The organism is Kitasatospora sp. NEAU-CNBT7 (assembly GCF_057220535.1).
The window spans coordinates 239677-262943 of record NZ_JBXQQB010000004.1 but is presented as its reverse complement, the minus strand read 5'-3'; the positions used below and the strand labels follow the sequence as shown (position 1 = coordinate 262943).

At 75.2% G+C, this 23267-nt stretch carries 18 protein-coding genes and 1 riboswitch; of the genes, 7 read left to right on the top strand and 11 right to left on the bottom strand.

The features are described from left to right. Nucleotides 1-417: 417 nt before the first annotated feature. Nucleotides 418-1437, top strand: coding sequence for a class I SAM-dependent methyltransferase (locus AC2TEW_RS07905; protein ID WP_484622624.1), 1020 nt, complete (start codon nt 418-420; stop codon nt 1435-1437). Then, nucleotides 1437-3407 (top strand): FAD/NAD(P)-binding protein, encoded by a 1971-nt coding sequence (locus AC2TEW_RS07900; RefSeq protein ID WP_484622623.1) that lies wholly within the window; start codon nt 1437-1439, stop codon nt 3405-3407. The genes AC2TEW_RS07905 and AC2TEW_RS07900 overlap by 1 nt, the downstream gene beginning before the upstream one ends. Before the next feature lie 48 nt (nt 3408-3455). Here AC2TEW_RS07900 and AC2TEW_RS07895 read toward each other — a convergent pair whose 3' ends face one another. The 4 genes from AC2TEW_RS07895 to AC2TEW_RS07880 all read right to left on the bottom strand — a co-directional run bounded on the left by AC2TEW_RS07895 (nt 3456) and on the right by AC2TEW_RS07880 (nt 8793). Continuing rightward, nucleotides 3456-5747, bottom strand: a complete 2292-nt coding sequence (locus AC2TEW_RS07895; protein WP_484622622.1) for an ATP-binding protein — start codon at nt 5745-5747, stop codon at nt 3456-3458. A gap of 729 nt (nt 5748-6476) precedes the next feature. Further along, complete coding sequence (locus AC2TEW_RS07890) at nt 6477-7613, bottom strand: sulfite oxidase (protein WP_484622621.1); 1137 nt, start codon at nt 7611-7613, stop codon at nt 6477-6479. A gap of 26 nt (nt 7614-7639) precedes the next feature. Further along, nucleotides 7640-7933, bottom strand: coding sequence for a hypothetical protein (locus AC2TEW_RS07885; protein ID WP_484622620.1), 294 nt, complete (start codon nt 7931-7933; stop codon nt 7640-7642). 56 nt (nt 7934-7989) lie between these two features. Then, entirely contained in the window at nt 7990-8793 is an 804-nt protein-coding gene (locus AC2TEW_RS07880; RefSeq protein WP_484622619.1) for a VOC family protein, read from the bottom strand. 195 nt (nt 8794-8988) lie between these two features. On the opposite strand from AC2TEW_RS07880, the gene AC2TEW_RS07875 reads away from it, so the two are divergent. Both AC2TEW_RS07875 and AC2TEW_RS07870 read left to right on the top strand, forming a co-directional pair. Continuing rightward, nucleotides 8989-9561 carry a universal stress protein gene (locus tag AC2TEW_RS07875; protein ID WP_484622618.1) on the top strand — a complete coding sequence of 191 codons (573 nt, stop codon included), beginning with the start codon at nt 8989-8991 and terminating at the stop codon, nt 9559-9561. A gap of 104 nt (nt 9562-9665) precedes the next feature. Further along, nucleotides 9666-10670: a magnesium and cobalt transport protein CorA gene (locus AC2TEW_RS07870; RefSeq protein WP_484622617.1), complete on the top strand. Its 1005-nt coding sequence runs from the start codon at nt 9666-9668 to the stop codon at nt 10668-10670. Nucleotides 10671-10740: 70 nt separating this feature from the next. On the opposite strand, the gene AC2TEW_RS07865 is transcribed toward AC2TEW_RS07870, so the two are convergent. The 3 genes from AC2TEW_RS07865 to AC2TEW_RS07855 form a co-directional block, all read right to left on the bottom strand. Continuing rightward, entirely contained in the window at nt 10741-11907 is a 1167-nt protein-coding gene (locus tag AC2TEW_RS07865) for a magnesium and cobalt transport protein CorA (protein ID WP_484622616.1), read from the bottom strand. A gap of 371 nt (nt 11908-12278) precedes the next feature. Beyond that, a riboswitch (M-box (ykoK) riboswitch) is annotated at nt 12279-12453 on the bottom strand. Nucleotides 12454-12578: 125 nt separating this feature from the next. Continuing rightward, complete coding sequence (locus AC2TEW_RS07860) at nt 12579-13349, bottom strand: bestrophin-like domain (RefSeq protein ID WP_484622615.1); 771 nt, start codon at nt 13347-13349, stop codon at nt 12579-12581. A gap of 1073 nt (nt 13350-14422) precedes the next feature. Next, nucleotides 14423-15835, bottom strand: coding sequence for a family 2B encapsulin nanocompartment shell protein (locus AC2TEW_RS07855; protein ID WP_484622614.1), 1413 nt, complete (start codon nt 15833-15835; stop codon nt 14423-14425). Between the two features lie 243 nt (nt 15836-16078). Between AC2TEW_RS07855 and AC2TEW_RS07850 the strand changes: the two genes are divergently transcribed. Both AC2TEW_RS07850 and AC2TEW_RS07845 read left to right on the top strand, forming a co-directional pair. Further along, nucleotides 16079-17269 (top strand): M20 metallopeptidase family protein, encoded by a 1191-nt coding sequence (locus tag AC2TEW_RS07850; RefSeq protein WP_484622613.1) that lies wholly within the window; start codon nt 16079-16081, stop codon nt 17267-17269. Nucleotides 17270-17378: 109 nt separating this feature from the next. After that, nucleotides 17379-17663, top strand: a complete 285-nt coding sequence (locus AC2TEW_RS07845; protein WP_484622612.1) for a hypothetical protein — start codon at nt 17379-17381, stop codon at nt 17661-17663. 23 nt (nt 17664-17686) lie between these two features. Here AC2TEW_RS07845 and AC2TEW_RS07840 read toward each other — a convergent pair whose 3' ends face one another. Continuing rightward, nucleotides 17687-17992 carry an SHOCT domain-containing protein gene (locus AC2TEW_RS07840; protein WP_484622611.1) on the bottom strand — a complete coding sequence of 102 codons (306 nt, stop codon included), beginning with the start codon at nt 17990-17992 and terminating at the stop codon, nt 17687-17689. Between the two features lie 205 nt (nt 17993-18197). Between AC2TEW_RS07840 and AC2TEW_RS07835 the strand changes: the two genes are divergently transcribed. After that, complete coding sequence (locus AC2TEW_RS07835; protein WP_484622610.1) at nt 18198-18857, top strand: Rv1733c family protein; 660 nt, start codon at nt 18198-18200, stop codon at nt 18855-18857. A 46-nt stretch (nt 18858-18903) separates the two neighbouring features. Here the strand turns inward: AC2TEW_RS07835 and AC2TEW_RS07830 are convergent, their stop codons facing one another. Genes AC2TEW_RS07830 through AC2TEW_RS07820 form a run of 3 tightly spaced genes read right to left on the bottom strand, consistent with a single transcriptional unit; the run spans nt 18904 to nt 23097 of the window. Then, nucleotides 18904-19578 carry a DUF4232 domain-containing protein gene (locus AC2TEW_RS07830; RefSeq protein ID WP_484622609.1) on the bottom strand — a complete coding sequence of 225 codons (675 nt, stop codon included), beginning with the start codon at nt 19576-19578 and terminating at the stop codon, nt 18904-18906. Nucleotides 19579-19621: 43 nt separating this feature from the next. Further along, nucleotides 19622-21112, bottom strand: coding sequence for a nitrosuccinate lyase (locus AC2TEW_RS07825; RefSeq protein WP_484622608.1), 1491 nt, complete (start codon nt 21110-21112; stop codon nt 19622-19624). Next, nucleotides 21109-23097 (bottom strand): FAD/NAD(P)-binding protein, encoded by a 1989-nt coding sequence (locus AC2TEW_RS07820; RefSeq protein WP_484622607.1) that lies wholly within the window; start codon nt 23095-23097, stop codon nt 21109-21111. Before AC2TEW_RS07820 ends, AC2TEW_RS07825 begins: the two co-directional genes overlap by 4 nt. Nucleotides 23098-23267: the final 170 nt, after the last annotated feature.

Here is a 23267-nt window from a genome sequence, read left to right as displayed (position 1 = left end):
GTCCGGGTCTCGGCCGGCCAGGGGTGCCGCACTCGTCCTCCGCAGCCAAACAGGCGGACGGGCCGGCGGGCATCGGTGGATCACCGTACGGTCCGGCGGCGGCGACACCGTACGGTCCGCCCGGCCCGGTTACGGTCACCGTGGCCGCCGGCCGGCCCGCACCGGTCCCGACGCTCGCGAACGCCCAGGTGGGAGGCGGTCGCTGAGGTGTGGTCAGGGCGTCGGGCGGGCCCGGGTACGGCCCCGGCCGGCCCTGGCCGCGCCGGACGGCCGCGGTTAGCGTCCGGGACGACGAACCCTCCGAGGACCTTCCACCGCCACCGTCCGGCGGCGGAACGAGGCACCCGCCCGCAGGCCGCCCCCGACGGCCGGACCTCCTTGCTCTTTGGCGTAACGACGGAGAAAGCGAGGCGCGCCATGGACACCACGGCGACCACCCCCACCAGGGGAGACGACCTGCCCGCCCAGCTCGAACGGCTGGGCCGGGAACACCCCCGCCTCCTCGACCGGCTCGACCGGGACCTGGTCGCGGCCTGGGCCGAGGACCTGCGGCGGGCGGCGGGCGGGCGCGACGACTTCGGGCCCGCCGCCGCGGGCGGCCGCGGCGAGCGCTACGTCCGGGCCCAGCAGGACCGGTTGATGACCCGGGCCCACGGCATCGACCAGCTGCTGCGGCTCATCTGCGACCCGGCCGAGCAGCGCGGACAGGTGGTGCTGGACCTGCTCGGCGGTGACGGCCTGGTCCGCCGGGTGGCCGGGCGGACCGGCCACCACGGTCTGTCCATCATGACCTGCGACCTGTCCCCGCTGATGGTCGAGGCCGCCTGGGAGGCCGGCCTGCCCGCGGTGCTGCAGAGCGCCTCGCGCCTGCTGTTCCGCTCCGGGTCGGTCGACGGTGTGCTGCTCGCGTACGGGACGCACCACCTGCCGGAGTCCGACCGCCTGCTCGCGGCCGAGGAGTCGCTGCGGGTGCTGCGCCCGGGCGGGGTGTTCGTGATGCACGACTTCGAGGTCGGCGGGCCGATGGACGTCTGGTTCGACCAGGTGGTGGACCGGTACTCCGCCACCGGGCACCGCTTCGCGCACTTCACCCGGGACGAGCTGACGGCCTGCCTGGACAAGGCGGGGTTCGAGGACGTCCGGGTGGTCGAACTGGCCGACCCCTACCGGGTGGTGGCCGACTCGCCGCGCGCCGCGGAGCTGGGGATGGGCCGCTACCTGCTCGACATGTACGGGCTGGTCGGCCTCGAGGACTCGCTCGGCGCCGAGCGCGCCGAGGAGTGGACCGTGCAGCGGGCGCGTGAGGTCTTCGGCGTCCCCGGTCCGGACGGCGTCCGGCCCGTGATCGAGCCTCGGCGCGACCCGGGGACCGGCGGCTGGCACCTCGAGGTGCCGCGCCGGGCCCTGGTCGCCGTGGGCCGCCGCCCGGAGCGGTGATGGGCGGCCGGCCGTTCTCGATCGCCGTCATCGGCGCCGGGCCCCGCGGCCTGTCCGTCCTGGAGCGCCTGTGCGCCCGGGAGCGGACCGCCCGGCGGCACCCCGAGGTCACCGTCCATCTGATCGACCCGTACCCGCCGGGCGCCGGGGCGGTCTGGCGCACCGACCAGTCCCGCCACCTGCTGACCAACACCGTCGCCTCGCAGATCACCGTCTTCGCGGACGACAGCGTACTGATCGACGGCCCGGTCGAACCGGGCCCGAGCCTGTACGAGTGGGCGGCCGCCCTGGTGCGCGGCGACGGACAGGGCCAGGACGACCAGACCCTGGCCGAGGCCCGGGACCTGACCCCGGACTCCTACCCGAGCCGGGCGTTCTACGGCTGCTACCTGCGGGCCGCCTTCGAGCGGGTGACCGCCGGCGCGCCCGGCCACGTCCGGGTGCTCGCGCACGCCGCCCGCGCGGTGGCCGTCGCGGACGCGCTCGGCGTACCGGGCGGCCCCCAGCGGGTGCGGCTGCAGGACGGCAGTTGGATCGACGGGCTGGACGCCGTGGTGATGGCGCAGGGCCACCTGCCCGCCCGGCCGACCCGGCAGGAGGAGCGGACCGCCCGGCTGGCCCGCGCCCACGCACTGACCTACCTCACCCCGGCCAACCCGGCCGACGTGGACCTGACCGTGATCGCCCCGGGCGAGCACGTCCTGCTCCGCGGCCTCGGACTGAACTTCTTCGACTACCTCGCGCTGTTCACGGTGGGCCGCGGCGGCACCTTCGTGCGGGAGCAGCCGGCCGGGGCGCCGGGCGACGGGCCCGGACGGCTGGTCTACCGCCCGTCCGGGCAGGAGCCGGTGCTGTACGCCTGCTCGCGCCGCGGCATCCCGTACCACGGCCGCGGCGAGAACCAGAAGGGCCCGTACGGCCGCCACCTGCCGCGCCTGCTGACCCCCGAGCGGGTGGCCGGACTGCGCCGGGGCGGCGGGCTGCGCTTCCGCGAGGACCTGTGGCCGCTGATCGCCGCCGAGGTGGAGGCGGTCTACTACGGCACGCTGCTGGCGTCCCGCGGCCGGGCGGCCGAACGCGAGGCGTTCACCGCCGAGTTCCTGGCGCTGCGCCCGGACGGCGCGCACACCGGGGTGCTGGACCGCTACCGGATCGACCCCGCCGAGCGCTGGGACTGGGACCGGGTCACCGCTCCGCACCGCGGCCGCGAGTTCGCCGGACGCGACGACTACCGCGCCTGGCTGCTGGACCACCTGGCCGAGGACCTGCGGCAGGCCCGCGCGGGCAACGTCGACAGCCCGCTGAAGGCCGCCCTGGACGTGCTGCGCGACCTGCGCAACGAGGTCCGGCTCGCGGTCGACCACGCCGGCCTGGACGGCGACTCGCACCGGGACGACCTGGAACGCTGGTACAACCCGGTCAACGCGTTCCTGTCGATCGGACCGCCCGCCGCCCGGATCGAGATGATGATCGCGCTGATCACGGCGGGCGTGCTGGAACCGCTCGGCCCGGTCGAGGGGATCGAGGTCGACACCGGCCTCGGCCGGTTCACCGCGGCCTCCGCCGTGGTGCCGGGGCCCGCGGTGTCGGCCACCGCGCTGGTCGAGGCCCGGCTGCCCGAACCGGACCTGCGGCGCACCGCCGACCCGCTGCTGCTGCACCTGCTGCGCACCGGCCAGGCGGTGACCCACCGGGTCCCGTCGGCCGGCGGCGGCGGCCACGAGACCGGCGGCCTGGCGATCGAGGAGGGCACTTTCCGCCTGCTCGACGCATCCGGGTCGGCGCATCCGCGACGGGTCGCCTACGGCGTTCCCACCGAATCGGTCCGCTGGGCCACCGCCGCCGGGATCCGGCCCGGCGTCAACTCGGTGACGCTGTGCGACTCCGACGCCGTCGCCCGGTCCGTGCTGGCGCTCCCGGCGGCGGCGGCGCCGCTGCCCCGCCCGCCCCGGACGGAGGTCGTCACCTGAGCCGGGCGGGCGTCCGCGGCCCCCGCGGCGGACGCCCGCCCTCCGCACTCAGCAGCAGCCCGACCGCTCCAGTGCCTGGCGCAGCCCGTCCACCCGGGGGTCGTCCAGCTCGCCGTAGGTCTCCAGCGCGGCCGACCAGGACACCACCGCCCGCTCCTTCTGGCCGAGTTCGAACAGGATGTCGCCCTGCCGGGCGAACGCCTCCGCCGCGCCCCACTCGTCGTTGATCCGGCGGTGCAGGTCGACCGCCAGCTCGGCGTAGCGCAGCGCCTGTTCGCTGTCCCCCCGGGTCAGGTAGATCGCGGCCATCCGGATCAGGCTGCGCCCCTGCCGCTGGTAGTCCCGGATCTCCTCGCTGATCTGCAGCGAGTCCCGGGCGGCGGCGAGGGCGGTGTCGGACCTGCCGGTCCGGTTGTCGATGTCGCACAGGGTGCCGAGCGCGGCGGCCTGGCCCTCGTGGTTCTCGACCTCGCGGAAGATCTCCAGCGCCTCGGCGGCGCAGGCGTACGCGCCCGCCAGGTCGCCGGTGTCCCGGACGTTGATCGCGTAGCCCTCCAGTGCCCAGCCCTCCCCGCACCGGTCGCCGAGTTCCCGCAGGATCTCCAGCGCCTCCTCGCAGAGCCGCCCGCACCTGGCGCTGTCGCGCAGCCACCAGTAGGCGTAGGCGAGGTGGGTCTTGACCCAGCCGAGGGCCTGCGCCCAGCCGGTCTCCTGCGCGGCCCGCTGGGCGAGCTCGTGCGTGGCGACCCAGGTCGACCAGGGCTTGCGCAGGATCAGGTAGTCGAACAGCCGCAGCGCGAGCACCACCACGGTCTCGTGGAACCCGTGTTCCGCCGCCAGTTCGGTCACCGGCACCAGGTTCGGCAGCTCGGCGTCGCACCAGCGCAGTGCGGCCACCTCGTCGGCGAACGGCGCGGGGTCGATCCGCGGGTCCGCGGTCCGCGGCCGGAGCCAGTTCAGGCTGGAGCGGAACGGCGCCAGCTGCACGTGGGTGGCGGTCACCATGCCCACGTACCAGTCGGTCATCCGCCGGACCGCCCGGCGGCAGTCCTGTGCGGTGTCGTCGGCCCGGGAGCGCTCGGCGGCGTACAGCCGCAGCAGTTCGTTCAGCCGGTACCAGCCGTCGTCGTCGCGTTCCAGCAGGTGCATCCCGTGCAGCTTCTCCAGCAGCGACGCGGTCTGCGGCACCGGGCGGCCGACCAGGGCGGCCGCGCACTCGCGGTTCAGCCGGACCCCGGGGTGCAGGCTCAGCAGGCGGAAGGTGCGCCGGCACTCCTCGTCCAGCTGCCGGTACGACCAGGAGAAGACCGCCCGGACGGCGATCGCGTCGTCCGGGGAGAGCAGTTCGAGCAGTTGCCCCTCGGCGACCAGGTCCTCCAGCAGGCGGCCGAGACTGAGCGTGGGACTCATCAGGATCTGCTCGGCGACGATCCTCAGCGCCAGCGGGAGGTGGCCGCACAGCCGGGCCAGCTCGCCCAGCGCCTTGGCCTCCCGGTCCGCCCGCTGCGGGCTGATCACGGTGCGCAGCAGCTGGCAGGACTCCTCACCGGACAGCGGTTCGAGGGTGACCCGGCCGGCGTGGGTGCGCACGGCCATCGCGAACAGGCGGCTTCGGCTGGTGACCACCACCACGCACTCGCTCGACCCGGGCAGCAGCGGTTCGACCTGCGCGAAGTCCGCGGCGTTGTCGAGCACCACCAGGATCCGCCGGCCGGCCAGGATCGAGCGGTACAGCCCGGCCCGCTGGTCGGTCCCGTCGGGTATCTCGCCCACCGGCACGCCGAGCGCGACCAGGAACTTCTCCAGCACGTCCTCGGGCAGCACGTGCGCGGCCTTGCTGGAGTAGCCGTGCAGGTCGATGTAGAGCTGTCCGTCCGGGAACTGCGGAGCCACGTCGTGGGCCCAGCGCAGTGCCAGTGCGGTCTTGCCGACGCCGGGCGGCCCGTCGATCGCGACGACCCGGGGGACGCCGGTGCGCACCGCGCCGGTGAGGGCCGCGTCGAGCTGTCCGAGGGCGGTCTCCCGGCCGACGAACCCGGCTGTGGCGCCAGGCAGTTGGGCGGGCCGGACGAGATGGGCGGCGACCGGCGCCGGGGCCCGGTGGGCGGCCGGGTGCGCCGCGGCCAGGGCCACCAGCCGGCCGCCGGCCTGGAGGACCTCGTCGCACCGGCGGGCCAGGTCGGCCGACGGCTGACGGCCGTTCTTGATCTTGCTGAGCCAGCCGGCCGTGTATCCGACCCGCTGGGAGAGTTTGCGCCAGGAGAGCTGACGCTCGATCAGGAGTGCTTCCAGCTCCTCACCGAACGACCGGGCCCCCGCCGGCCTGACCGGATCCTGCATCCCCCGTGGCCCCGTCATCAGATCTGGCGGACGGCCGGTGCACCGCCGGTGCGCGGCTCGGCCGCGCCGCCCCGGCGTACGGCCTGGCGTGCTCGCCGACGGGGATCGTGCGGCCGGTGGACCCTGGCTTGCGTCATGCGGCTGGTTCCTTTGCTGTGGCAGGTGCTGCGCGGGTGCGCGCAGGGACGCCGACACCCGTCCGCACCGCCGCGCCGACGCGGCGGGGTGCGATGGGTGTGCAACGGACGGCCGCCCCCGCTGGCTTTCCGGTCTCTTTAGCTGGATATTGCGCTTATTTAAGAATGGCGATAATTGTTCGACTTATCGTACGCCATCGTAACCCGCCCCTGGTGGGGGTGCAAGGCAATTAGGTGTGTACCCGTCAAATGAGATCGGATGATTTGACCGGTTCACCGGGTTTTGGTGGAGCTCCGGCCCTTTGGAATTCTTTGTCCGGTAAGGTCCGGCCCGCATGGTCCCATTTGCCGGTCTCCCCTGCCTCGGAGGGCCGGAGCGGCCCGGCGCGCCCGGTTTCCGGAAAAAATCGCCGGGGCCCGGCCGGGTGCGGAATGGGAATGCGTTCGGCCGGCCCCGAATGGGGGCGGGAACGCTCGGCGGCACCGGATCGTGCCGGACCCCGCCGAATTCCTGTGTTCCGTTTCGGCGGGTGCGGCCGGCCGCCCCGAATCCACCGCCTCGCCCCGCCCCGCCCCGCCGGGCCCGGCCGGCTCACAGGCAGACCACGGGCACCCGCTGGACCGCGTTGTTGCCGAAGCCGCCGCGGTTCCATTCCGCCTCGACCGGCTGGCCGTGCTGCGCGGCGTCGTGGGCGCGGGCGCCGAGCCGGTGGTGGCCGGGCGTCGCGGTCCACAGGTAGTGCCAGTGCCGCCAGGCCCACGGGTGGCGCGGGTCGGCCGGGGCGAGGTCGGCCTCGTGCCAGCTGCGCCCGGAGTCGGTACTGACCTCCACCCGGGTCACCGGGGCGTGCCCGGACCAGGCCCGGCCCTCCAGCAGGACCCGGCCGGGCCGCACCACCCGGGTACGCGACATGAAGTCCGGCATGCCCGGCGGGACCAGCAGGGCCCGCGGCGCGATCCGGGTCACCGGCTCGCCGGGATCGTCGGCAGAGCGCCGGTAGCGGTACGCGACCGCCTGCTGGAAGCCGGTGAACGGGGTGTCGGTCAGCTCGATCCCGCGCAGCCACTTCACGCTCGCCATCCCGTACCAGCCCGGGACCACCAGCCGCAGCGGGTGGCCGTGCTGCGGCGGCAGCGGCTGCCCGTTCATCGCGTACGCGACCAGCACCGGCCGGTCCTCGGCCAGCGCCACCGGCAGCGGCAGGCTGCGCCGGTAGTCCTGCTCGACCCCGCGCTCGATCCCGTGGTCGGCGCCGGTGAACACCGCCTCGACGGCCTCCGGCGCCGGCCCGGCCCCGGCCAGCAGCACCCGCAGCGGCACGCCCGTCCAGTCCGCCGTGCCGACCGCGCCGTCCAGCCAGGGCTGGCTCACCGGCCGCGGCGACAGCAGCGCCCGGCCGTTGCCGGCGCACTCCAGCGTCACCCGGGCGGTGACGGCGGGCAGCGCCCGCAGGGCCGCGAGGTCCAGCCGCAGCGGGGTGCGGCAGCGGCCCGCGACGGTCAGCCGCCACCCGGCCTCGTCGGCGCCGGCGACGGCGGGAATGTCGTAGTGGGTGAGGACGTAGTGCAGGCCCGCCGGGGTCACCTCGGCGCGCAGGGCCTCCAGCGGCAGCGCGTGGTTGCGGGCGGCGAGCGCCAGCTCGTCCGCGCCGATCGCCTCGTCCGGCCCGGCGACCCGGGCCGGGCTGCTCACCTCGGCGGGGTACCGGCCGGGCTGCCCGGCGTCCATCTGCCCATTCTCGCCCCCGGGCGGCCTCACGGCCCGCCGGTGCCCGCCGTCATCGGCAGGACGGCGCCGTCCAGCTCCAGTTCGCAGCTCAGCTCCGGCGCGCCCGGGGCCGGGCGGTCGATCCGGACCAGGAAGGCGCCGGGGCGGCCGGGCAGCACCCCGCAGAGGGTGCGCGGCAGCACGCCCGGCCCGTGGGCGCGGTGGAAGGCGATCTCCCGCCCGTCGACCAGCAGTTCGGTCTCGGTGATCCAGCCCGAGCGGATGTTCACCGTGACCGAGTGGCCCGCCCGGTCCAGGTGGAAGCTGTGACGACGGCGCACGGCACTCCCGTCCTGCGGCGGGCGGGGCCGCGGCCCCGCCCGGTCGGTCCGGCGGCTCAGCCCTGGGGCGGTGCGGGCCGCAGGACGACGAAGTCCGCGCCCGCCGGGTCGAGGCAGACGGCCAGCCGGCCGACGCCCGGGACGTCCTCGGGTCCCATCTGCACGCTGCCGCCGTTGCCGGTCACCGTGGCGACGGCCGCGTCGCAGTCCTCGACGGCGAACACCGGGTGCCAGTACGGCTTGCCGCCGTTGAGCGCCAGGTACTCGGCGGGCAGCTGCATCAGGCCGCCCTGCATCCGGTCCTGGCCGAGCCCCTGCGGGGTGATGATCCAGTACGTGCCCTCGTCGCCCGGCATCGGCATGGCCGAGGTCCGCCAGCCGAGCAGTTCGCCGTAGAAGCTCTTCGCCGCCTCGGCGTCGGTGGTGTACAGCTCGGTCCAGTTCAGCGTGCCCGGGGCGTTCACGGCCTCCAGGCCGGACCGGCCGCCGACCTGCTGCCACAGCGCGAACTGGCCGCCCTGCGGGTCGGTGAACTGGCCCATCCGCCCGTCCTCGCCGGCGTCCATCGGGGCGACCCGGACCGTGCCGCCGAGGCGCTCGACGGTCTTGGCCGCGGCGTCCACGTCGGCGGTCTTGAAGTAGATCATCCAGGCGGAGCGGGCCCCCTGCTCGGTGAGCCGGCCGATGCCGCCGACCAGCTTCCCGCCGTGGTGCAGGGCCAGGAACCCGCCGGCGTCCTCGCCGAAGGACTGCGTCTGCCAGCCGAACACGGCGGAGTAGAAGGCACCCGCCGCGTCGACGTCGGGCGCCCCGAGGTCGAGCCAGACCGGGGAGCCCGCCGCAAAGTCAGTGGTGATCATGGTGTCTCCGTTCGCGGATCGCTGTCGGAGCCAGCCTGGCACCCGGCACCGACGGTCGCGCGTCGGCGGACCGGGGGCGCCGTCAGGGAGGCGTTCGGAGTGGGGCGCGCACCGTCAGGGAAGTGTCAGGGACCGGCCGGGCGGCCGCCCGAGGGCCTTGGCTGGACCCGTTCGAACGGACGGAAGGAACGGGACATGGCGGAGCCGGGCATCGACGGCGCAGCGGTGGCGCACGGGCGTCGCATCGTGGTGGGTGTCAGCGGATCACTGGGCAGCCTGGCGGCGCTGCACCGGGCCGTCGCCGAGGCGGCCCGCGCGGACGCCGAGGTGCTGGCGGTGCTGGCCTGGGCACCGCAGGGCGGTGAGCACGGCTACCGGCTGGCGCCCTGCCCGCCGCTGCTGTCGCTGTGGCGCGACGCCGCGGCCGACCGGCTGGCGGGGGCGCTCGACGACGCGTTCGGCGGGCTGCCGACCGGGGTCCGGCTGACCGCCGAGGCGGTCCGCGGCGACACCGGCGAGGTGCTGGTGCGGACCGCGGACCGGGCCGGCGACCTGCTGGTGGTCGGCGCGGGCGGCGGTCTGCTCCACCGGGGCCTGCGCCCGTCGGTGACGGCGTACTGCGTCCGCAGGGCGACGTGCCCGGTGCTGACCGTGCCGAGGCCCGCCCTCCAGCAGGACCTGGCCGAGCTGCACCGCCGCGGCCGCCGGCACCTCGGCCCCGACGGCTGGCACCGGCGGCCGCCGGTCGGGCTGGCCGGGGGCCGCTGAGCGGCGCTCCCGCTGGTCCCCGCTTCGCCGGCAGGGCGGCGCCGGGTAGGTTGGCGGGCCGAGGGCGGGCGGCACCGGGCCGGGGCCGATGGGGTGGTGGCGTGATGGGCTCGCGGACGGTCGTGGACTGCGCGCTGTACGAGGACGGGCACAGGATGCCCGGCGAGGTGGACCTCGCGGCCGTGGCCGGGCAGCTCGCCGGGCGGCCGGACCGGTTCGTCTGGATCGGGCTCCACGAGCCGACCGCCGAGCAGTTCGCCGAGCTGGCCGGCGCGTTCGCGCTGCACCCGCTGGCCGCCGAGGACGCCGTCCGCGCCCACCAGCGGCCCAAGCTGGAACGCTACGGGGACACGCTGTTCCTGGTGCTCAAGACGATCGTCTACGTGGACCACGACCGGGTGACCGCCACCGCCGAGATCGTCGACACCGGCGAGATCATGGTGTTCGCCGGGCCGGGCTTCGCCATCGTGGTGCGGCACGGCAGCGCGCCGGGACTGGCCGGGGTGCGGCGGGAGCTGCAGTCCACGCCGGAGCTGCTGGCGCTCGGGCCGGTGGCCGTCCTGCACGCGGTCGCCGACCACGTGGTCGACCGGTACCTGGACGTCGCCGACGCCTTCGAACGGGACGTCGAGGAGCTGGAGACCGCCGTCTTCTCGCCCGAACGCACCGACGACGCCGGCCGGATCTACCAGCTCAAGCGCGAGCTGATGGAGTTCAAACGCGCCGTGGTGCCGCTCGGCGGGCCGCTGAAGCGGCTGACCGACGGCTCCCTGCCCGGCCTGCCGCCCGGCCTCACCGCGTACCTGCGGGACGTCGCCGACCACCACGCCCAGGCCAAGGAGCGGATCGCCGCCTTCGACGAACTGGTCTCCTCCGTCCTGGACGCCAGCGTGGCCCGGCTCTCCCTGCAGCAGAACACCGACATGCGCAGGATCAGCGCCGGGGCCGCGCTGGTCGCGGTGCCGACCATGGTGGTGGGCATCTACGGCATGAACTTCGACCAGATGCCGGAGCTGCGGTGGACGTACGGCTACCCGGCGGTGCTGGCGCTGATCGTGACCGTCTGCGTGGTCGCCTTCCGGGCGTTCCGCCGCAACGACTGGCTCTGACCGCCGCCGACCCGGCTGCGCCGCCGCCCACCGGGCCGTGCCGCCACCCACCGGGCAGCGCCGCCGCCCGCTACAGCCAGTCGCGGCGCTTGAAGACCAGGTAGAGGCTGCCGCAGACCAGCGCCATCAGGCCGATCGCGAACGGGTAGCCGAACGCCCACTTCAGCTCCGGCATCTCGGTGAAGTTCATCCCGTAGACGGTGCCGATCAGGGTCGGGGCGAACAGGATGGCCGCCCAGGAGGAGATCTTCTTGATCTCGTTGTTCTGGGCGTGCCCGGCTTCGGCGAGCTGCTTCATCTCCTCGTTCTGGGCCTGCGAGACCAGGGTGGCGTTGACCGTGAGGATGTTCTGCAGCATCTGCCGGAAGCCGTCGACCCGCTCGGCCGCGGTGGTGGCGTGGTCGGCCACGTCCCGCAGGTAGCGCCGCAGCTCCTCGTCGGTGCCGTACTTCTCGAAGCCGGCCTCCAGGCTGCCCATGATGTCCAGCAGCGGACGGGTGGCCCGCTGGAACTCGATCACCTCGCGGGAGAGCTCGTAGATCCGGCGGGAGACGCCGGGGTCGCCGCCGAACACCTCGGTCTCGATCTCGTCGATGTCGTGCTGCAGCCCGGCGATCACCGGTGCGTAGCCGTCGACCACCGCGTCCAGGACCGCGTACAGCACGGCCTCGGGGCCGAGCGCGAGCAGTTCGGGGTCGCCCTCCAGCCGGCGGCGCACCGCGGACAGGTCGGGGGACTGCGAGTGCCGGACGGTGACCACGAAGTCCGGGCCGACGAACAGGTGGATCTCGCCGAAGTCGACCGCCTCGTCGTCGTCCAGGTAGCGGGCGGCCCGCAGCACCACGAAGAGGGTGTCGCCGTACCGCTCCAGCTTGGGGCGCTGGTGGGCGACGATGGCGTCCTCGACGGCCAGTTCGTGCAGTCCGAACCGCTCGGCGGCCTCGGTGAGCTGGGCCTCGGCCGGGCGCAGCAGGCCGATCCAGGCCATCGTGCCGGGCTTGCCGGGGATCTGCTGGTAGATCTCGGCCAGGCTGCTGGGCGCCTCGATCCGGCGGCCGTCGCGGTAGACCGCGGCGTCCACCACGGACCGCTCCAGGGTGGTGGCGGCGCCCCGCTGCTCGGGCCTCGGGTCCATCGAGTGTTCGGGAGCGAGCACCGCCGCCGGGCGGGCCGGGCCGGCGGGACGGCTGAACGGACGCTTGCTCGCGCGCACCGCGCGCACACGCCAGTCGGACATGGCAGGAACCTCCACGGATCGTGGTCCGCCACGGACCGGCGGCGCGCTGCCGCGCAAGGGCGGCGGGCCACGGGCAGGAAGGCGGAGAGGGGCCGGCCCGGCCGTCGGCCGGGCACGCCCGCCCGGCGGCGGAGCCCGGGGGGCGGACCGCGGCGGCGGTCAGCCCCGGGGGGAGCCGGGGGCGGGGGACGTGCGACGGACGGGGCACGGGACGCAGGACGTGAACGGGGTCATCCCGGGGTGGGGCCGACTTCGGCCCGGACTACTGCACTCCACCGCTCTCACCTCCTCGCCGCCGGGGCGCCCGCAGGGGCACCGGATCGCGCACACAGGAGATTCCCCCGGGCAGCACGGGTACGCCCGCCGACCGGGTGGCACCCCTGAACTCGTCAGAGCTTTGGCACGCCACGGCGTAGCACCCCTGGGGTGCAGCCACTTGGGGTCACCCCTTAGGCCGGGGAGACCTGTCCTGAACCTGGGCGTCTCTCGACGTCGTGGGGTCAGTGGCCTGTGTCCGTGGCGACGCCTCACCGAACGAGGTGCCTGCACAACTGGGCACCAGTCTAGCCCCGGCGCGCGGGCCCCCGGACCACCGGCGCCCCCCGCCGCGGTGCGGCGAGGGGCGTCGGTGCAGATCCGTTTCGCCCACCGGGGCGGCCGTCACCGGATGGTCAGCCGGAGCCGCCGAGCTGGGGGAACAGGTCCAGGAACGGCTGGGTGGTCACCGAGATGCCGCGGCCGAACGGATCGTCGAAGTCCCAGATCAGGAAGAGCAGGAACCCGATCAGCGCGCTGAACACGCCCGCCAGGAACAGCTCCCGGCCGGAGCGGCGGATCTGCAGCGTGAAGATCATGCCGACGGTGACCAGCGCACCGACGATCAGGCCGAACCACACCACCCCCGGCATGGTCGGGCCGGTGCTCTGGCCGCGGGAGTTGCGGGTCTCGTCGACGATCGCGATCCGGTCCAGGATCGGCTGGTAGGTCTGGGCCTCCAGGTCGTTCTGCGGGGTCCGGCCGGCTGCGTCCGCCCGCAGCTTGGCCAGCAGCTCGGTGCCGCGCGGCGAGATCTCGCCCTGCTCCTTCATGTGCGTCCACTCGGTGTCGACGACGAAGGACACGTACGCGTCGACGTCGGACCGCAGCTGGTCGCGGAAGTCCGCGGGGTAGACCTGGGCGCGTTCGCTGACCTCGTGCAGCGACTGGGCCTCCCGCAGGATGTCGTCCTGGGCCGCGCTGCGGGCCTCCCACACACCCGCGATGGCGAGCCCCAGGACGATCGCGTAGACCACGCCGATCATCATCGTCATGTACTCGATGACGTCGGGGGTCTCCGTCGGGTCGTCGTCATCGGCGACCCGACGGTGTCTCAGTAAGACGACCGCCACGACGACGGCGCACGCCGCCAGCATGGCGATCGCCAGGGCCAACCACTCCGACATGGCACACTCCAGTCCGGGAAATCGACGGTCAACGTGGTGGTCGTGCCGGTCTCAGGACCGGCTGCTCCGGCCGCCGCGGGCGGTCCGTGAGCGGGGCTTGAGCGCCGCGGCGGCGAGCACCGCCGGGACGGTGACCAGCAGCATGGTGGTGGTCGGCGGCGTGCTCTGGTGCCGCTTCGGCTCCGGCGCGGGGGCCGGCGGCGGCAGCCGGACCGCCTTGGGCGCGGGCGCCGGTGCCGGTGGCGGCGTGGGCGCGGGCGGGCTGGGCTCCGGTACGGGAGCGACCGCCTCCGGCGTCGGCCGGCTGGGCGTGGGCGCCGGGGGGCGCGGCGTGGGCCGACGGGACGGTGGCGGTGCGGCCGGCGGGGTGGGGGCCGCCGGTGGTGCGGGCGTCGGCGTGGGGGTGGGCGTCGGCTTGGGCGTCGGCGTCGGCGTCGGCGTCGGTGTGGGGGTCGGCGTCGGTGTGGGGGTCGGGGTCGGTTTCGGGCAGGGCTGGGGCGTGGGTCTGGGGCACGGGTGGGGTGGTCTGCCCGGGTGGTGGCCGGGGTGGTGGCCGTCGGACCGGCCGAACCGGAGGTCGATGTCCACGTCCACGTCCACGTCGACCTCGAGGCCGCCCCCGTGGCCGCCGGCCTGGACCGAGACGCACACCTCGACCGCCGGCCCCGGCCGGCCGGGGTGCGGTGCGGGCCGGTCCTTGGCGACCGCCGTACCGGCCCCGCCCAGGATCGTGCACAGGGCCGCCACCCCGACGGCGGCCCCGGTCAGCCGGGCGCGGTGGCCCGGGGAGGCCGGGGCCGGAGTCGGGGCCGGAGTTGGGCGGGCCGCCCGGGAGCCTTCCGCTGGCCCGGACATCACCGGCCCGAAGGCCGCGGGCCCGGACGCGGACGGACGGCGCGGGGATAACTCCCGCGCGGGGTAGGACCGGTGCCCGGCGCCGGTCGGGCCGAGTGGTGCTCGCACGCCATCCCCTCTCCTGCAACGGTTCGTCAGGGCACATCGAAGAGCACAACCGGCGTCAGGCGGCTCGGGCCCGAGCCGCCTGACGCGGTGTCAACCTGTGGTGATGTCGATCAGTTACGGCCGTGCGCGATCTCGACGTTCTCGAGGACGCCGAGCGCGTCCGGCACCAGGACCGCCGCGGAGTAGTAGGCGGTGACCAGGTAGGAGATGATCGCCTTCTCGTCGATGCCCATGAAGCGGACCGACAGGCTGGGCTGGTACTCGTCCGGGATGCCGGTCTGGTGCAGGCCGATCACGCCCTGGTTGTCCTCGCCGGTGCGCAGTACCAGGATCGAGCTGGTGTGCTCCTTGGTGATCGGGATCTTGTTGCAGGGCAGGATCGGCACCCCGCGCCAGGCCGGGACCTTCTGTCCGCCCAGGTCGACGTGGTCGGGGTAGAGGCCACGGGAGTTGAGCTCGCGGCCGATGGCGGCGATGGTGCGGGGGTGGGCCAGGAAGAACTCGGAGTCCCGCCGGCGGCTCAGCAGCTCGTCCAGGTCGTCCGGGGTGGGCGGGCCGGAGTGGGTCTGGATCCGCTGGGTGAAGTCCGCGTTGTTGAGCAGGCCGAACTCGCGGTTGTTGATCAGCTCGTGCTCCTGGCGCTCGCGCAGCGCCTCGATGGTGAGCTTCAACTGCTGCTCGGTCTGGTTCATCGGCTGGTTGTAGAGGTCGGCGACCCGGGTGTGCACCCGCAGCACCGTCTGCGCGATGCTCAGCTCGTACTCGCGCGGCTTGAGCTCGTAGTCCACGAAGGCGCCGGGGAGCTGGAACTCGCCGGTGTGGCCGGCCGACAGGGCGATCTCGGCCTCGCCGCGCTCGTTCTGCCGCTGCATCGGGAGGGAGCGGAACTCCGCCAGGTGGGTCCGCAGCGCCTCGGAGCCGGCCAGCACCGCCTCGAACTCGGCCCGGGAGAGCGAGAGCACGGTGCCGGAGGTCAGCGTGGTGGCGGTGTACTCCCAGGCGGCGTCCGGGTCGAGCAGGCTCTGCTCGCCGAAGCGGTCGCCGTCACCCAGGGTCTCCAGGACGGTGGTGTCGCCGTACTTGCCGGTGCCGACCTTGTTGATCTTGCCGTGGGCGATCAGGTGGATCTGGTCGGCCGGGGTGCCGCGCTCGGCCAGCACCTCACCGGGGCCGAAGTCCCGCTGGACGCAGCGGTCGGCGAGCGCGATCAGCACGGCGTCGTCGTCGAAGCCGCGCAGCAGCGCCAGCTCGCCGAGCTCGCGCGGGATGACCCGGACCTCCGGCCCGGACTTGACGAACTCGATCCGGCCGTCGCCGACCGTGTAGGTGAGCCGCCGGTTGACCCGGTAGGCGCCGCCCGAGGTCTGCACCCAGGGGAGCATCTTCAGCAGCCAGCGGGAGGTGATCTCCTGCATCTGCGGGGCGGACTTGGTCGTGGTGGCGAGATTGCGGGCAGCCGCTGTCGCGAGACTGGACTGCGCCTGCTGTGCCTGCTGTGTCTCCGGGCTTGCGTCCACGGGCATCGGCAGGAGCTCCTTCGTGTGGGTCCGGCGCGCCGCCCGGATGTCCTGGCGGAGCGTCAAATCAGCTTCGGCAAAGGCAAAATGACGGGTATGGAGAACCGATCCACCCGATCGGAACACTAGATCTTCACGAGCCGCTGAGCCGTCCGGAGGAGTCACTGCTACCCGAACGAGTGAATGTCGGAGAGGTTGGGCAGGCGTTCGACCACCGGTACCGCTAAGCCGTGAACGAGGAGTCCGAGGATGGACCTGCTGGAAGCCGCCCGCAGTCTGCAGCCCGAGCTGGTCGCGCTGCGCCGGGAGCTGCACGCCGAGCCCGAGATCGGGCTGCGCCTGCCCGCCACCCAGCGCCGGGTGCTCGCCGCGCTGGACGGCCTGCCGCTGGAGGTGACCACGGGCGCCGCGCTGGACTCGGTGACGGCGGTGCTGCGCGGCTCGGGCGGCGGCCCGACCGTGCTGCTGCGCGGTGACATGGACGCCCTGCCGGTGCACGAGCGGGCCCCCGCCGGGCACCCGGCCTCCGCCCTGCCCGGGCGGATGCACGCCTGCGGCCACGATCTGCACACCGCGATCCTGGTCGGCGCGGCCCGGCTGCTCGCCGAGCGGCGCGAGCAGCTGCCCGGCGACGTGGTGCTGATGTTCCAGCCCGGCGAGGAGGGCGACGGCGGCGCCGAGATCATGGTCGAGGAGGGGGTGCTGACGGCGGCGGGGGCGGACCGCCCGGTCGCCGCCGGGTACACCCTGCACGTCTCCTCGGCGCTGCTGCCGAGCGGCGTGGTGGCCACCCGGCCCGGCCCGATCATGGCGGCGGCGGACCGGCTGCACGTGGTCGTCCGCGGCCGCGGCGGGCACGGCTCCTCGCCGCACGCGGCGCTCGACCCGATCCCGGCGGCCTGCGAGATGGTGACCGCCCTGCAGACCGCCGTCACCCGGACCTTCTCCGCGTTCGACCCGGTGGTGGTCACGGTCGGCGCCTTCCACGCCGGCGACGCCCACAACGTGATCCCCGACGAGGCGGCGTTCACGGCGACCGTGCGGAGCTTCTCCGCGCAGGCCGCCGCCCGGGCCGCGGAGGTGCTGCCCCGGGTGGTCCGGGGGATCGCCGAGGCGCACGGCCTCGCGGTGGAGGCGGAGTACCGGCACGACTACCCGGTGACCGCCAACCACGCCGCCGAGGCCGCGTTCGTCGCGGACACTGCCCGCGAGCTGCTCGGCGCCGAGCGCTACACCGACCTGCCGCAGCCGCTGGCCGGCTCCGAGGACTTCTCGTTCGTGCTGAACCGGGTGCCCGGCGCGTACTTCTTCCTCGGGGCCACCCTGCCCGGCCGCACCCCGGACACCGCCCCCTACAACCACTCGCCCGAGGCGGCCTTCGACGAGGAGGTGCTCGCCGACGGCGCCGCCCTGCTGGCGGCGCTGGCGCTGCGCCGCTGACCGCCGGGTCGCCGACCGCCGGGCGGGCCCCGGCGCGGGGCGGCGGCCGGTGCCGGGCGGGCGCAGCATGGAGTGGTCCCGCCGACCGACCTCCCCCGGAGCGCCCGCCATGAGCCGTCACCGCCGGTTCCACCTCGACCACACCGGGCACTCGGTCACCCTCAACGTCCGGGCCGGCCGGCGGATCGAGTACGAGCTGCTGGTGGACGGCAAGGAGGTCGGCTACCGCCGGGACCGTCGCCACGGCCACGCGGTGGAGCTGCTGGCGGGTGAGCTGCCCGGCTCGCCCGCCCGGCCGTTCGCGCTGCGGATCGAACACCCCGGCGGGGACCGGGACGCCCTCGCCTGCGTGCTGGAGCTGGACGGCGCCGAACTGCCGCTGGCCGAGGCCTAGAGCCGCGGGTCGGTCCCCGCGGGTCACTCCCGGTGGTGCTGTCTCAGCACGTCCAGGCGTCGCCGGTACTCCTCGTCGTCGATCTCGCCGCGCGCGTACCGTTCGGCCAGCAGCTGTTCGGCCGCGGGCGCCGGGGCGGCGGCCGGTGGCCCGGGCGGGACGGCCGGCGGGACGGCCGGGCCGCGGGCCGGTGCGGGGCGGCGGGCGGCGTACTGGTGGTACACCAGGACGGCCAGCAGGGCGATCATCACCACGACGCCGAGCAGCAGCAGGGCGGCCAGGCCGTACCCCCACCCGCTCGGATACCCGTGGTGCCACCGGTGGACCATGACGCACCTCCTGGGACGACGGTGCCGGGCCTCCTCTCCATGGTGCGCCCCGCGGCCCGGTCCGCCCAGGTCCGCCCAGGTCGGGCCCGGTCCTCCCGTCCGGCGGTGACCTCGGGCGCCGGGAGAGCGAGACTGGAGGGGGTGCCCGCGCGGGCCGCGGCCCGTGGCGCCGCACCCCGGCAACTCCCCGCCGAGGAGGAGCACCATGGCGCGCAGACCGTCCGGGCCCGGCAGCCCGATCGCCCACACCACCCTGCGGGGCCACCTGTGCCGTGCCGCGGGCCGGGACGCCAACCCGCTGTGCCGGACCGCGGACCGTTCCCGCAGCCGTCTGCTGGCCGCGTTCCTGCTGGGCCTGGTCCTCTCGCTCGCGGCCGGTCTGGCGCTGGCGGCGCTGGCCTGGCGCGGAGGGCTGCACGAGGCGGCGGTGGAGGCCCAGCACCGGCACCGGACCACCGCGACCACCCAGGAGGCGGCCGTGCCGGCCGACAGCGGCGGGTCGCCCGCCGACGACGCCGCGGGGGTGCCGGTCGAGGCCACCTGGGTGTCCGGTCCGGCGGGGCAGGTCACCGGCTGGGTGTCGGTGGTGCCGGGGACGCCGGCCGGCAGCACGGTGCCGGTCTGGGTCGGCGACGACGGCCGTGCGGTGCCCGCGCCCCGGTCGGGGACCGACATCGTGCTCAGCGCCGCGGTGACCGGGGTGCTCGCGACGTCGGCGGCGGCCACCGTGGCGGCGCTGGGCTGCGCCCTGCGGTACCGGGTGCTGGACCGGCGGGCCGTGGCCGCCTGGGAGCCGGCCTGGGAGCGGGTCGAGCCGCTCTGGTCGGGCCGGACACCGGGCCGGCCCGGCGGAAGCGAGACGTGACCGCCGCCGGGGCCGGCCGGTGGGCCGTGGGGAGCGTGCGGCGGGCTCAGCCGGTGAACACCACGCCCTGCGAGGCCGGCTGCAGCGAGCCGATCCGCACGCCCGCCTTGGAGACGGTCAGCGCGTTGACCGGCTTGCCGTCGGTGCCGAGCACGGTGGCGATGACCTGCGTGGTCTCGTCCGGCGGGGTCAGCTCGAGGCCCGCCAGCACCTTGCAGTCCGCGTCGGACTTGCTGCACGGCGCCCAGTCCAGACCGGCGAAGGCGGTGGTGCCGGGCTTCAGGGTGACCGCGACCGGCGCGCCGGGGTGGGCCACCCGGTTGGCGGTCAGTTCGACCTTGCTGTTGTCGGCGAGCAGCCCGCCGACGCCCGGGTAGCCGAACACGGTGCAGGTGCGGGTGGACTTGTTGACCAGCATCAGCATCGCCGAGCCGGGACGGTCTCCCTGCAGCTGGATGTCGGCCTTGACCTCGCCGGTGTGGCAGCGGTCGGCGGCGGCCGGGGTGGCGGCGGCCGTCGCCCCCCGGGTGGGGGCGGTGCCGGAGGTGGTGCCGCCGCCGGCCGCCTGGGTGGCGGTGGTGGCCGTGGTGGCGGCGGGCTGTGCCGCGCCGGTGGCCGTGGACGCCGTCGGCTTCGGCGCGCTCGAGCAGCCGGTGGCGGCCAGACCGAGCACCGTGACCGCCAGCAGTGCGACGGCAGCCTTGGACGTACGGCGGTTCATGGGTCCTCCTGAGGGTGTCCGGGCCGGTGGGGCCCATGTGCAGTCACACGCGGGGGGTGCGGTCCCCGGTTCGGCCCGGGTGTCCCGGTCCGGTAACGGTCGCCGGGCCGCCGCCGGCCCCGGCGGGCGGGCCGGTGCGCAGCGCCCGGTCCACCAGGGCGCCGGCGGCCCCGCGGTAGGCGGCCGGGTCGCACAGGTCGGCCAGTTCGGCGGGGGTGAACCGCTCGGCCAGTTCCGGGAGTCCGGCCAGGACCTCGGGCAGCGGCCGGCCGGTCCGCTCGGCGGTCGCGGAGGCCCGGGTGAGCAGGTCCTTCGCCGGTGCCTTGCCGAGGTGCGGGGCGAGGACCGCGGCGATCCGCTCGGAGACCAGCTGGCTGCCGGTCAGCTGCAGGTTCTCGGCCATCCGGTCGGGCCGTACGTCCAGCCCCTCGGCCAGTTCGGCGGCGGTGGCGGCGGCGCCCCCGGCCAGCCGCAGGCACTCGCGCAGCAGTTGCCACTCGGCGTGCCAGACGCCCGCGGAGCGTTCGTCCTCGGCGATCAGGCACTGGGTCAGGCCGGCCGCCAGCACCGGGACCTGGAGTGCGGCGCTGCGGATCAGGGTGGAGAGCACGGGGTTGCGCTTGTGCGGCATCGCCGAGGAGCTGCCGCGGCCGGCCACGGCCGGTTCGGCGACCTCGCGGACCTCGGTGCGGGCCAGCACCTGGACGTCCACCGCGATCTTCCCGAGGGCGCCGGTGGTGAGCGCGAGCGCGGCGGCGAGGTCGGCCATCGGGGTGCGCAGTGCGTGCCAGGGCAGGACCGGCCGGGCGAGGCCGGTCTCCTCGGCGTAGGCGTCGACGAGCAGGTCGAGGTAGTCGCCGGGGTCCCGGTCGGGCCGGTCGCCGTCGATCCGGGCGTACTCCAGGTAGCCCGCGAGGGTGCCGGCGGCGCCGCCGAGGGCGACCGGCAGGCCGTGGTCGAGCAGGTCGGCGAGGCGGCGGTCGGCGTCCAGGACGAGCTGCCGCCAGCCGGCCGCCTTGAGGCCGAAGGTGGTGGGGACGGCGTGCAGGGCGAGGGTGCGGCCGGCCATCGTGGTGTCGCGGTGGCCGGCGGCCAAAGCGGCCAGGGCGCGGGCGGTGCGGTCGAGGTCGGTGCGGATGATCCGCAGGGCCCGGGCGGCGACCAGCATCGCGCCGGTGTCGAAGACGTCCTGGCTGGTGGAGCCGCGGTGGACGTACTCGGCGGCGGCCGGGTCGGTGTCGGCGACCGCCCGGGTGAGCGCCTGGACCAGGCCGACCACCGGGTTGGCGGTCTCCCGGGCGGCCAGTGCCAGGGCGCGCAGGTCGAGCCGGTCGGCGCGGGCGGCGGCGGTGACGGCCTCGGCGGCGTCCTTGGGCAGGGTGCCGAGCCGGGCCTGGGCGCGGGCGAGGGCGGCTTCGGCGTCCAGCATGGCCTGCAGCCAGGCCCGGTCGCCGGTGGCCGCCTCGACGGCGGTACCGGCGCGGACCGGGGAGAGCAGGCCGGCGTCGGTCAGGTCGTCGAGGTTCTCGGTCATGCGATCACTCCGATCCGGTCGGTGCCGACGGGAGCCGCGGGCTCTCCTGTCGGTGCGTCAGCCGTCAACCCTAGGACGTGGCCCGGGGTCAGCACCGCGCGGGCTATCGCCTCGGAGTCGCCGAGCGTGACGGAGTCGACGCCGGGGCGGATCCCGGCCGCGGTCACCCAGTGGACGCCCTCGGTGGGCACCCCGTAGGCGAACCGGCGGGGGTGGGGCCGGCCGTGGGCGTCCAGCAGCCGGTTCGGGCGCGGGGTGACGGCCAGTCCGCCGCTGAGGTGGCGGCCGATCCGGTACGGGGCGCACTGGCCGGTGTCGAGCAGGTGGCGCAGCAGGGGATCGGCGGTGCGGTGCAGGTCGGGTTCGGGCAGCCGGGCCTCGATCAGGACGGTGGCGTGGACGGGGGCGCCGGGTACCCGGTGGGAGCGGGCGGTGAAGGCGGGCCGGTCCGGGTCGAGGGTGATCTCGGTGCCGGGGCCGGTGAGGTCGAGCAGGCCGCAGCGGATCAGGGCGTGCATCTGCTGGATCCGTCCGAGCGGGGGTCCGATCGACAGGAAGGCGTTCAACGGGGTGTACCAGCGGTCCAGTTCGTCGCGGTGGGAGTCGCCGGTCAGTCCGCCGTGGTCGACCGCGAGCCGCAGCTCGTTGCGCAGGTCGCGCAGGACGTCCAGGGCGGCCTTGAGCGGGCCGGTGACGTTCCCGGCCCGGGCCGCGCGGACGTCCCGGTCCAGGTGGTCGAGCAGCCAGTGGCGGAACTCGGCCCGGTCGGCGAAGCCCCGGGCGGGGTAGGGGTCGGCGAGCCGTTCCCAGCTCCACCGGTCGGCGGCGGCGATGCCGTGGGCGTCCAGCAGCCGGGCCAGCAGTGGTTCCCGTTCGCGGGCGTCGGCGGCGAGGTAGCGGTCGGCGAGGTCGGCGCCGGCGGCCGGGCGGCCGTGCGACTCCAGCAGGGTGCGGTAGTAGACGCCCTGCACCTCGGCGGAGACCAGTGGCCACAGCTCGGCTCTGAAGCCGGCCGGGTCGCCGTCCTCGGCGCGCCGGCGCAGGGCGGCGAGGTAGCGGGGGGTCAGCAGCCGGGGCAGGTGGCGGCCGTGGGCGCCCTTCTGGTTCTCGCCGCGCGCGTGGTACGGCACGCCCCGCCGGGAGCTGGCGTACAGGCGTGGTTCGCGGCCGGATGGCCGGTAGACCAGGTGGTCGCCGGACCGTTCGAAGGTGCCGCCGCGGCCGAGGGTGAACAGCGCCAGGTAGTCGAAGAAGTTCAGGCCGAGTCCGCGCAGCAGGACGGGCTCGCCGGGCGCGATGGGGTCGAGGTCGACGTCGGCGGGGTTGGCGGGGAGCAGGTGGCGCAGGCCGTGGGTGCGGGCGAGGGCATGGGACCGCTGTTCGGCGGGGGTCGGCCGGGCGGGCAGGTGGCCCTGGGCGAGGACCACGGCGTCCAGGCCGCCGAGCCGCCGGCCGTCGGCCAGGGTGAGGTGCTGGGGGCCGCCGGGCCGGCCGGTGGTGTCGGTGAGGGCGACGGCCCGGGTGCGGTGGACCCGGATGTCGACGTGGGCGGGTGCCTGTTCGGTGATCCGGCGGAACGCGTCGGCCAGGTAGCGCCCGTAGAAGGCGCGGGTCGGGTAGCAGTCCGGGCCGAGGGTGCGGGCCTCGGTGAGGGCGGCCTCGTCCTGGCCGTCCGGGTGGTCGGGGTGTGCCAGCTGCTGGGCCCACTCGTAGAGGCTGGGCCCGGGTTCGATCGGCCCGTCGATGCGGACGCTGGCGTCGGTGTAGACGGTGATCTGCGAGGCCACGGTGTTCATCAGCAGGTGCGGGGACTGGTCGGTGCGCCAGACCCGGCCGGCGCCGGGGGCGGCCGGGTCGACCAGGTGCACGGTGACCGCGGTGAAGGCGGGGGACTTGCGCTCGTGGGCGCAGAGCCGTTCCAGCACGGACAGGCCGCGCGGTCCGGCGCCGACGATGCAGACGGTGAGGTCCGCCGGAGTGGTCATGGGGTGGTCTCCATCCTTCGGGCCGTGCCTGGTGGTCCGCCGCGGTCTCCCGGGTCAGGAGCGGGGCGGTCCGGTTGCGAGCACCACCGTGGATCAACTGGGCCGGTCCCGTCGAGACTTGAGGCAAACTCAGATGGAGGCGGCCCGGTGGATTCGCCGTACGGTCGCCG

Coding starts and splice junctions, on each gene's coding strand:
- AC2TEW_RS07820 (WP_484622607.1), bottom strand. CDS start 23,097: ATGACCACTCCGGCGGACCTCACCGTCTGCATCGTCGGCGCCGGACCG.
- AC2TEW_RS07840 (WP_484622611.1), bottom strand. CDS start 17,992: ATGGTCCACCGGTGGCACCACGGGTATCCGAGCGGGTGGGGGTACGGC.
- AC2TEW_RS07870 (WP_484622617.1), top strand. CDS start 9,666: ATGGGCTCGCGGACGGTCGTGGACTGCGCGCTGTACGAGGACGGGCAC.
- AC2TEW_RS07865 (WP_484622616.1), bottom strand. CDS start 11,907: ATGTCCGACTGGCGTGTGCGCGCGGTGCGCGCGAGCAAGCGTCCGTTC.
- AC2TEW_RS07855 (WP_484622614.1), bottom strand. CDS start 15,835: ATGCCCGTGGACGCAAGCCCGGAGACACAGCAGGCACAGCAGGCGCAG.
- AC2TEW_RS07895 (WP_484622622.1), bottom strand. CDS start 5,747: ATGCAGGATCCGGTCAGGCCGGCGGGGGCCCGGTCGTTCGGTGAGGAG.
- AC2TEW_RS07890 (WP_484622621.1), bottom strand. CDS start 7,613: ATGGACGCCGGGCAGCCCGGCCGGTACCCCGCCGAGGTGAGCAGCCCG.
- AC2TEW_RS07905 (WP_484622624.1), top strand. CDS start 418: ATGGACACCACGGCGACCACCCCCACCAGGGGAGACGACCTGCCCGCC.
- AC2TEW_RS07900 (WP_484622623.1), top strand. CDS start 1,437: ATGGGCGGCCGGCCGTTCTCGATCGCCGTCATCGGCGCCGGGCCCCGC.
- AC2TEW_RS07845 (WP_484622612.1), top strand. CDS start 17,379: ATGAGCCGTCACCGCCGGTTCCACCTCGACCACACCGGGCACTCGGTC.
- AC2TEW_RS07825 (WP_484622608.1), bottom strand. CDS start 21,112: ATGACCGAGAACCTCGACGACCTGACCGACGCCGGCCTGCTCTCCCCG.
- AC2TEW_RS07860 (WP_484622615.1), bottom strand. CDS start 13,349: ATGTCGGAGTGGTTGGCCCTGGCGATCGCCATGCTGGCGGCGTGCGCC.
- AC2TEW_RS07880 (WP_484622619.1), bottom strand. CDS start 8,793: ATGATCACCACTGACTTTGCGGCGGGCTCCCCGGTCTGGCTCGACCTC.
- AC2TEW_RS07830 (WP_484622609.1), bottom strand. CDS start 19,578: ATGAACCGCCGTACGTCCAAGGCTGCCGTCGCACTGCTGGCGGTCACG.
- AC2TEW_RS07850 (WP_484622613.1), top strand. CDS start 16,079: ATGGACCTGCTGGAAGCCGCCCGCAGTCTGCAGCCCGAGCTGGTCGCG.
- AC2TEW_RS07875 (WP_484622618.1), top strand. CDS start 8,989: ATGGCGGAGCCGGGCATCGACGGCGCAGCGGTGGCGCACGGGCGTCGC.
- AC2TEW_RS07835 (WP_484622610.1), top strand. CDS start 18,198: ATGGCGCGCAGACCGTCCGGGCCCGGCAGCCCGATCGCCCACACCACC.